We start from the raw sequence: 8,903 nt of genomic DNA on the forward strand, positions 1-8,903 counted from the left end.
CAGACTGGGTTAGGGTGAAGAGGTGGATACAACGACCAAGCCGGCCAACACGCCCCGCCCAAAGATCGTCATTCTGACTGCGGAGGGCGTTGTTCCTCCCAATAATCTGGAGACCCTTCGATCGCGCGCCGATGTGGTTATGACCGATGCAGCTGGGCTGGCCGAGGCACTGCCCGGAGCGGAGGTCCTATTCCTTTGGGACTTCTTCTCCACTGCATTGCGTGACGCCTGGGAGCATGCTGACTCGGTGCGCTGGGTGCACGTCGCGGCTGCCGGCGTGGATTCGCTGCTCTTTGACGAGCTGCGGAATTCGGAGGTTTTAGTTACCAACGCCCACGGGGCCTTCGATGGATCAATTGCAGAGTTTGTGCTCGCCTCGATCCTGGCTCATGACAAGCAACTGCATACCAGTAAAGATCTGCAGAACCAGAAGGTCTGGAAGCACCGCGAGGTCCAGCGGACTGCCGGACAGAACGCCCTGATCGTTGGTACCGGGGGAATCGGCCGGGCCACTGCCAAGCTGCTGAAAGCGGTGGGCCTGAATGTTATAGGCGCGGGACGAACTGTGCGCACCTACGACGCGGACTTCAACGAGGTAGTGGCCAGCGCGGACTTAATCAGCCATGCCGGCTGGGCAGACCACCTGGTGCTGATTGCACCCTTGACCAGGGATACCCGTGGGATCCTGAGCAGTTCGGTGCTGGCGGCGATGAAGCCTTCCGCCCATGTTGTGAACGTGGGGCGGGGTGCCCTCGTGGACGAAGACGCTTTGGTGGAAGCCCTCCGGGCCGGCAGTATTGCTGCGGCATCACTGGACGTCTTTCACGTCGAACCGCTGCCAGGCGACCATCCTTTTTGGAGCATGAACAACGTCCATATTTCCGCTCATATGTGCGGAGATGTCGTGGGCTGGCGAGAAACCCTCGCCGACCAGTTCGCAGCGAACCTGGATCGCTGGCTCCAAAGCGAGCCACTCCTCAACCAGGTGGACAAAAAACTGGGGTACGTTACAAAATAGCCTCCACCTGAGGGGCAGGTGCCCACATGATGCTACTGGCGGAGCCTGTTCTCCGAGGGGGCCGCAAGTCCCTGGCAACAGCAGTGCTCGAGGGGGATCATCAGCGGTGTCGGCATGCCCGGCACCTGCTGTTCAGTTTGGTGGAAGAGCTCCTTTTTCGCCGCAGCCCCTAACTGGTTCTCAACAGTTCTGGAGTACAGCACTCCCTGAAACCATGGCCAGTCGCAGGTGGCACTTTGGAATTGGCAGCGCTGCGGCGTGTGCCGACGTGAGAGGCGGGCGCGTGCCAACGTAAGACATGGATCCGCTCCCTATGTGGAACGGGATTTCGCCACAGACCTATTGCGTCCGGAGGTCTACTTCTTCCAATCACCCCCTAAGCGTCCCTAATTCATGGGGCCGACCCAACGTGGGCCCTATTACCGGTCCATTCGCGCACTACTTCCTGAGCGACTGCGCGATCTGTTGCATGATCGTGGGGTCGGAGAGGGTGGTGGCGTCGCCGGGGTCGCGGCCTTCGGCGACGTCCTTCAGCAGGCGGCGCATGATCTTGCCGGAGCGCGTCTTGGGCAGTTCCGGGACTACCAGGATGGCCTTCGGCTTGGCGATGGGCCCGATTTCTTTGCCCACGTGGTTCCGGAGTTCCTGGACGATGTCGTCGCCCGAGTCCACTGCGTCGCCGCGGAGGATGACGAACGCGACGACGGCCTGGCCGGTGGTCTCGTCCGCGGCGCCAACGACGGCGGCCTCTGCCACGGCGGGGTGGGAGACCAGGGCGGACTCGATCTCGGTGGTCGAGAGCCGGTGCCCGGAGACGTTCATGACGTCGTCCACCCGGCCCAGGAGCCAGACGTCGCCGTCCTCGTCCTTCTTGGCACCGTCCCCGGCGAAATACATGGTTTCGAAGCGGGACCAGTAGGTGTCCTTGAAGCGTTCCGGGTCACCCCAGATGCCGCGGAGCATGGCGGGCCAGGGTTCCCGGATCACCAGGAAGCCGCCGTGTCCGTTGGGTACCGATTCGCCCATCTCGTCCACGACGTCCACGGCAATGCCGGGCAGCGGGACCTGGGCGGAGCCCGGCTTGGTGGCGGTCACTCCGGGCAGTGGGGCGATCATTTGCGCGCCGGTCTCGGTCTGCCACCAGGTATCCACGATGGGGGTTTTGTCCCCGCCGATGACCTTCCGGTACCACATCCAGGCTTCGGGGTTGATGGGCTCGCCCACGGAGCCCAGCACGCGCAGGGAGGTCAGGTCGTACTTGTCAGGAATCTCACGGCCCCACTTCATGAACGTCCGGATCGCGGTGGGTGCGGTGTAAAGGATAGAGACCTTGTACTTCTCCACGATTTCCCACCAGCGGCCCTGGTGCGGGGAGTCCGGCGTGCCCTCATACATCACCTGGGTGGCGCCGTTGATGAGCGGGGCGTAGGCGACGTAGGAGTGGCCGGTGACCCATCCGACGTCGGCCGTGCACCAGTAGACGTCCGTCTCAGGGTGCAGGTCGAACACTGCGCGGTGGGTGTAGGCAGTCTGGGTGAGGTATCCGCCGGTGGTGTGGAGGATGCCCTTGGGTTTGCCGGTGGTGCCGGAGGTGTAGAGGATGAAGAGCGGGTGCTCGGAGTCGTGGCCCACGGCGGTGTGCTCGGCGGAGGCGGCCTCCACGGTGTCGGCCCACCATTGGTCCCGGCCCATAACCCATGTAATTGGTTGCTCATTACGTCGAACTACGATGACGTTCTGCACTGTATGGCCGGGGCGCGCAAGGGCGTCGTCGACGGCCGTTTTGAGGGCGCTGGGCTTGCCACGGCGGTACGTGCCATCCGCGGTGACCACGAGCTTGGCCTCGGCATCCTCTATGCGGGAACGCAGCGCGTCGGCGGAGAACCCGCCGAACACCACCGAGTGCACGGCGCCGATCCGGGCGCACGCCAGCAGCGTGATCACCGCTTCGGGGATCATCGGCAGGTAAACGGCAACCCGGTCGCCCTTGGCCACGCCCAGGGACTCGAACGCGTTCGCTGCCTTCTTCACCTCATCGGTCAGCTCCGCATAGGTGTAGGTGCGGGTGTCACCCGGTTCGCCCTCGAAGTAGATGGCCACCCGGTCCCCCTGGCCGTTCTCCACGTGCCGGTCCAGCGCGTTGTAGGCGGCGTTGACCTCCCCGCCCACAAACCACTTGGCGAACGGCGGATTGGACCAGTCCAGCGCCTCGTCGAAATCCTTGCTCCAGGTCAGCAGCTCCCGCGCCTGCCGGGCCCAAAAAGCCGGCCGGTCCGCCTCGGCCTTCTGATACTCATCCGCGGTGACCACAGCGTTCGCAGCGAACTCCGACGAAGGCGGAAAGGCGAAAGGGGCGGCGGGCGCCGGGTGCAGCGGGTCCTCCTGGACTGATTCTGTGGTAGACACGTATGTCCTTTCGAACATAAAGGGGGTTACCAGCCGCGTTCGGCGAGGCGGTGCGGCTGCGGGATTTCGTCGACGTTGATGCCCACCATCGCTTCACCCAGGCCGCGGGAGGCCTTGGCGATGACATCGGGATCGTCGAAGAAGGTGGTGGCCTTCACGACGGCGGCCGCGCGCTGGGCGGGATTGCCGGACTTGAAGATACCCGAACCGACAAACACGCCGTCCGCGCCGAGCTGCATCATCATGGCAGCGTCGGACGGGGTGGCGATGCCGCCGGCGGTGAACAGGACCACGGGGAGCTTGCCGACAGCGGCAACTTCCCTGACCAATTCGTATGGGGCCTGCAGTTCCTTGGCCGCGACATAGAGCTCGTCCTCGGGCAGCGCAGCGAGCTTGGCGATCTCCGAGCGGATCTGTCGCATGTGCCCGGTCGCGTTGGACACATCCCCGGTGCCGGCCTCGCCCTTGGAGCGGATCATCGCCGCGCCCTCGTTGATGCGGCGCAACGCCTCACCGAGGTTGGTGGCACCGCAAACGAAGGGAACGGTGTACTTCCACTTGTCGATGTGGTTGACATAGTCGGCCGGGGTCAGGACCTCGGACTCGTCAATGTAGTCCACCCCCAGGGACTGCAGGACCTGGGCCTCGACGAAGTGGCCGATCCGGGCCTTGGCCATGACCGGCACGGAGACGGCGTCAATGATCTTGTCGATCATGTCCGGATCGGACATCCGGGACACGCCGCCCTGGGCACGGATATCGGCCGGAACGCGCTCCAGCGCCATCACAGCAACAGCACCGGCATCTTCGGCGATGCGGGCCTGTTCGACGTTGACGACGTCCATGATGACGCCGCCCTTGAGCATCTCAGCCATGCCCCGCTTCACGCGGCCGCTGCCCGTGACCCTGTCGTATGCCACTTGTTCGCCGTGGAGCATGAGTATCGCCTTACATGTACGAGGTAGATTGTTGACAATAGTACACTGCCGCGAGCCCTAGCGCATCTTTTGGACACCAAGGCAGTTTGGTAGGATTGTTGACAACTGTGATCCTACCCACATAGTCTCAACGCGACCTATATAAGCACCGTGCACCTGCGGCGTGCACTAAAGGAAGACAGGCAGAAACATGGCTCGTTACATCAACATCACTCTCGAGAAGCGGGGAGTGACCTGCAAGGCGGTCCTACTCGACGACGTTGCGCCCCGCACGAGCAATGCAGTCTGGGACGCTCTACCACTAAGCAGCCAGGTATTCCATGGGAAGTATGCCCGTAATGAGATATACAACCTCGTCCCGGCTTTCGCTCCTAAGGAGCCCGGCGCCGAGAACACCACGGTGACGCCAATTCCCGGCGACGTCTGCTACTTCACGTTCACGTCCAATGACCTGAAGACGCCTTCGCACGGGTACGAGGCGGACTCAGGGACTGATGAAGTCCAGACCATCGTCGACCTCGCCGTTTTCTACGGGCGCAACAACCTGCTGCTCAACGGCGACACGGGTTGGGTTCCCGGAAACGTCTTTGCCACCATTGTTGAAGGCCTGGACGAGATGGCGGCGGCTTGCCAGGATATCTGGATGGGCGGTGCCCGGGATGAGACGTTGACCTACAGCCGCGCTGAGGACTCTGAATAGACACCCCCAAGAAACGACAAAGAACGGCCGAGGGCGCTACATGCCGTCGGCCGTTCTTCGTTTTACGTCAGCTATGCCCGTGCCGGAGGCACATGAGTGCATAGGCGCGGGCCGCCGCCACAAGCTCTGCGATCTTCACTGATTCATTGACCTGATGGGCCTGGTCGTTGAGTCCGCCGGGCCCCATAACGATGGTGGGGACGCCGAGGTCACGGGCAATGAAGCCACCATCACAGGCTGCGGTCCAGCCCGTCACGGCACTGTCCACGCCGGCATCGGCCAGGGCGGCCACTGAGTTAGCCACCAGGGGGTGGACCTCAGGGGTGCGGAAGCCCGGCATGTCCATGGTGACCTTTGCTTCCACCGTGATGCCGTCCGTATCAATGCCTGCGCCGTTGATCTGGCCAAGGAGCTGGTCAAGGATCACTTGGGCGTTCTCATCGGGCATGAGCCGGCGGTCCAGGGAGACGGTGCATTCGGCTGCCACCATGGATGTTCCCGTGCCGCCGCGGATGAGGCCTGTGTTCCAGCTTCCGGCACCAAGGAGCGGATCCATTGCCGATTGGAGTCGGGCGTGATCCGCGCGGACCAGATCTAGAATCCTCGCCGCGGAGTCGATGGCGTTGCGCCCATCAGCGGGACGCCCCGAATGTGCAGATTTGCCAGTGATTTTTAGCTCGATATAGCTGTCGCCACGGCAACCGATAACCGTTTCCAGGTCGGTGGGTTCGGCGACGACGCACCCTGAGTAGGAAAAATGAGGATCCGCCAGCGCTGCCGGCGTGTAGGCCCGAATGCCAATACCCAAGTCCTCTTCGTCCACAGTGCAGGCCAACGCGGCGTTGCCGCGCAACTCCGCGCCCGCGTCCTTGAGGGCCTTCAAAGCTATAAGGACCGCGGCCAACCCGCCCTTCATGTCCGTGGAGCCGCGGCCGAACAGCCGTCCGTCCCGCACGTACGGCGCAAACGGCGGCTGCTCCCAACCGCTACCGGCGGGCACCACGTCGGAGTGGCCCAGAAACAGCAGCCCCGGCTGAGGTCCGCCCGGCAGGACGGCGGTGAAGTTGGGACGTCCCGGCGCGACGGTCTCGGCCGACACGTCGAGGCCTGCATCCAAGCTAAAGCTTTTCATGACCGCCACTGTTGCTTCTTCGGTGCCACCAGGGTTTTCGCCGCCGGCTGCCACCAGCGCTGTGGTCAGTGAGACGAGCTCCGCTTCGTTTATTAGGTCCAGGACCTTCTGTTCGAGGTTCTTGCCCGCAGAATCCTGCTGGCTATCCTGCCCGAGAGCAGCGGTTTTCACGCGCTGGCTCCCTCTTCCAGGGCCGCGAGCTCACGGTCCATCGCACGGCGGAGGCGGATGATGCCTTCCTCTGCCCGCTCGGGAGTGGTGGACGCGAAGCAGAGCCGCAGCGCGTCCCCAAATTTTCCGCTGGCGGACAGTGCCGGCCCAGGGATGAAAGCGACTCCCTCCGCCAGCGCCGTCTCGAAGAGCTTGCTCGTGTTGATCCTCGCGTCTTCGCCCTGGAGGGTGAGCCAGAGGAAGAATCCACCTTCGGGGTCAGTGGTGGTGATCCTGCTGCCGAGGTTGCGGTGCAGGCTTTCCTGCATGGCGTCCTTACGCCTCTTGTACTCCGAGCGCAGGCCGGCAAGATGGTTGTCCAGGCCGCCGCGGCGGATGAATTCGGCCACGATGTGCTGGGCAGGGACGTTGGTGCAGGTGTCCATCGCCTGCTTGGCATTGATAACCAACTGGCGCAGGGACGGATCAGTGTCAACCCAGCCCACCCGCAGCCCCGGGGCCAGGATCTTGGAGAACGTCCGGACGGAAAAGAGCAGTGGATCACCGGGGCTCAATGCCTGGAAGGAGGGCAGGTCCTCACCCTGAAAACGGAGCAGGCCATACGGGTCATCGTCGATGATGACGGCATTCCACTCGTGGGCCAGCTCCAGCAGCTGGTGGCGGCGGGACAGCGAGAGGGTGACACCGGACGGGTTCTGGAAATTGGGAATGGTGTAGATGGCCTTGGGGGTACGGCCAGCAGCTGCTACCAGATCCGGAAGGGCCTCGACGATGAGACCGTTCTGGTCCATAGGCGCCTCAAGCAGCTCGGCCCCGTAGCTCAGGGCGGTGCCGCTGCCGTTGGTGTAGGTGGGACTCTCAACGATCACCAGGTCGCCAGGGTTGATGAAGATCTTGCAGGCCAGGTCAAGACCCTGCATTCCGCCGGCGGTGATCGTGACGCGCTCCTCGACGGTAGGGTCAGAGGTGCCAGCCAGGTACTCCACGAGGGCTTTCAACAGTACCGGCTCGCCTTCGGTGGCGCCGTAGGTCAGGGAGCTGTGGTCCATGACCTTGTCGGCGATGTCCCGGAATTCTTCCAGCGGCACGGCTTCGTCAGCGGGCGAGCCCATGGCAAACCGGACAATGTCATGCGTCTGGGCTGCCAACAGGGACGTGCTGGAGTCGATGACCGAACCGACCAGGCCGACAGCTCGGTCTGCTAAGGGAAGGGCAGCGGGGGAACGGGTCCCAAAGTGGTTGATCGTCATGTCTAGGCGCCTTTCTGGATGAGGTCGCGGGGGAAGCTGGTGAAGGTTTCCACGCCGTCGGCAGTGACGCGGATGGATTCTGAGAGTTCGTAGCCGTAGTTATCCATCCACATGCCGCCGATCAAGTGAAAGGTCATGTTCTCCGCAAGGATGGATTCATCCTCGGAGCGGATGGAGATGGTGCGCTCGCCCCAATCCGGCGGATAACCCACGCCAATCGAGTAACCGATGCGGGAGGGCTTTTCCAGGCCGTACTTGGCCAATGTCCAGTTCCAGGCCCGTGCCAGTTCGCGGACGGGGACACCGGGCTGCACTTCGGTCAGCACCGCGTTAAGGCCGTCCGCGACGGCGTCCGCCAGCTTTTCCAGACGTTCCGGCTTCTTGCCGAGCACCAAGGTACGCGCCAGGGGTGTGTGGTAGCGCTTGTGGGCACCGGCCAGTTCGATGACCACGGCCTGATCCGCCTCGAAGCGGTCTTCGCTCCAGGTCAGGTGAGGGGTGTCCGCTGCTTCTCCTGTAGGAAGCATAGGCACGATGGCCGGGTAGTCCCCGCCTACCCCTCCTGCGCCTTTGATCTGGGCTTCGCTGATGGCTGCGGCGGCATCACACTGGCGGACCCCCACATCGATCGTCTCGACGGCGGCCTGCATGGCAGCCATGCAGACCTTCGCGGCTCCGCGCATCAGCTGGATCTCGGCCGGGGACTTGATCGAGCGGACCCAGTTGACTAGCTCGAAGCTGTCCACCAGGGTCCACTCCGGGATCGCATTAAGCAAGGAGCGGTAGGCCTTGGGGGAGAAGAAGTGGGAATCCATTTCCAGGCCCACGCACCCCTTCGCCGCCGGGGCTATAAGGAAGCGCTCGCGCAGGGCGAAGGCCACCCAGTCGAAAGGATGGACATGCGGCCGGTGGACGTACTGCTCCGGGTAACCAATGATGCAGTCTTGGGGAAGCCACGTGGTACGGAAGGCGCCACCGGCGTCCATCGCCCGCGTAAAGAGGAGCATGGGTCCGCTCGCCGGCACAAAAACCAGCTGCGGGGTATAAAAGGACCAGGCGTTGTAGCCAGTGAGATAGTAAATGTTGGCTGGATCGGTGACCAGCAGGGCGCCCAGGCCTTGCTTTTCCATCCGCAACCGTACGCCAGCTAGACGCGCCGCGTACTCCTCTTCGCTGAAGAGCAAAGCACACCTCCAATGGGGCTTAGTAGATTGTCTACAATGTAACCCTGTGGGAGGAATCACACAAATCTGCGGGCTAAGAGCAGCAACACCCGTCGCTCTAAAGT

The 8,903-nt window shown here is 63.1% G+C and carries 7 protein-coding genes; 2 read left to right on the forward strand and 5 right to left on the reverse strand.

Going from position 1 to position 8,903, the window contains the following annotated elements; genetic code table 11:
- Window positions 1–22 precede the first annotated feature (22 nt).
- Complete coding sequence (locus tag HTS88_RS21520) at window positions 23–1,018, forward strand: NAD(P)-dependent oxidoreductase (RefSeq protein ID WP_174182163.1); 996 nt, start codon at window positions 23–25, stop codon at window positions 1,016–1,018.
- Between the two features lie 438 nt (window positions 1,019–1,456).
- On the opposite strand, the gene acs is transcribed toward HTS88_RS21520, so the two are convergent.
- Both acs and pdxS read right to left on the reverse strand, forming a co-directional pair.
- Window positions 1,457–3,391, reverse strand: coding sequence for an acetate--CoA ligase (gene acs / locus HTS88_RS21525; RefSeq protein ID WP_400602843.1), 1,935 nt, complete (start codon window positions 3,389–3,391; stop codon window positions 1,457–1,459).
- Window positions 3,392–3,450: 59 nt separating this feature from the next.
- Window positions 3,451–4,362 carry a pyridoxal 5'-phosphate synthase lyase subunit PdxS gene (pdxS, locus tag HTS88_RS21530; protein ID WP_174182167.1) on the reverse strand — a complete coding sequence of 304 codons (912 nt, stop codon included), beginning with the start codon at window positions 4,360–4,362 and terminating at the stop codon, window positions 3,451–3,453.
- A 190-nt stretch (window positions 4,363–4,552) separates the two neighbouring features.
- Between pdxS and HTS88_RS21535 the strand changes: the two genes are divergently transcribed.
- Window positions 4,553–5,062, forward strand: coding sequence for a DUF3830 family protein (locus tag HTS88_RS21535; RefSeq protein WP_174182169.1), 510 nt, complete (start codon window positions 4,553–4,555; stop codon window positions 5,060–5,062).
- A 67-nt stretch (window positions 5,063–5,129) separates the two neighbouring features.
- Here HTS88_RS21535 and HTS88_RS21540 read toward each other — a convergent pair whose 3' ends face one another.
- Genes HTS88_RS21540 through HTS88_RS21550 form a run of 3 tightly spaced genes read right to left on the reverse strand, consistent with a single transcriptional unit; the run spans window position 5,130 to window position 8,799 of the window.
- Entirely contained in the window at window positions 5,130–6,365 is a 1,236-nt protein-coding gene (locus HTS88_RS21540) for a M20 family metallopeptidase (protein WP_174182171.1), read from the reverse strand.
- A complete protein-coding gene (locus HTS88_RS21545; protein ID WP_174182172.1) occupies window positions 6,362–7,615 on the reverse strand; it encodes an aminotransferase-like domain-containing protein in 1,254 nt (417 codons plus the stop codon). The genes HTS88_RS21540 and HTS88_RS21545 overlap by 4 nt, the downstream gene beginning before the upstream one ends.
- 2 nt (window positions 7,616–7,617) lie before the next feature.
- Window positions 7,618–8,799, reverse strand: coding sequence for a M24 family metallopeptidase (locus HTS88_RS21550; protein ID WP_174182174.1), 1,182 nt, complete (start codon window positions 8,797–8,799; stop codon window positions 7,618–7,620).
- Between the last annotated feature and the right edge of the window lie 104 nt (window positions 8,800–8,903).

The organism is Pseudarthrobacter oxydans (assembly GCF_013314975.1).
Lineage (GTDB): Bacteria > Actinomycetota > Actinomycetes > Actinomycetales > Micrococcaceae > Arthrobacter > Arthrobacter oxydans.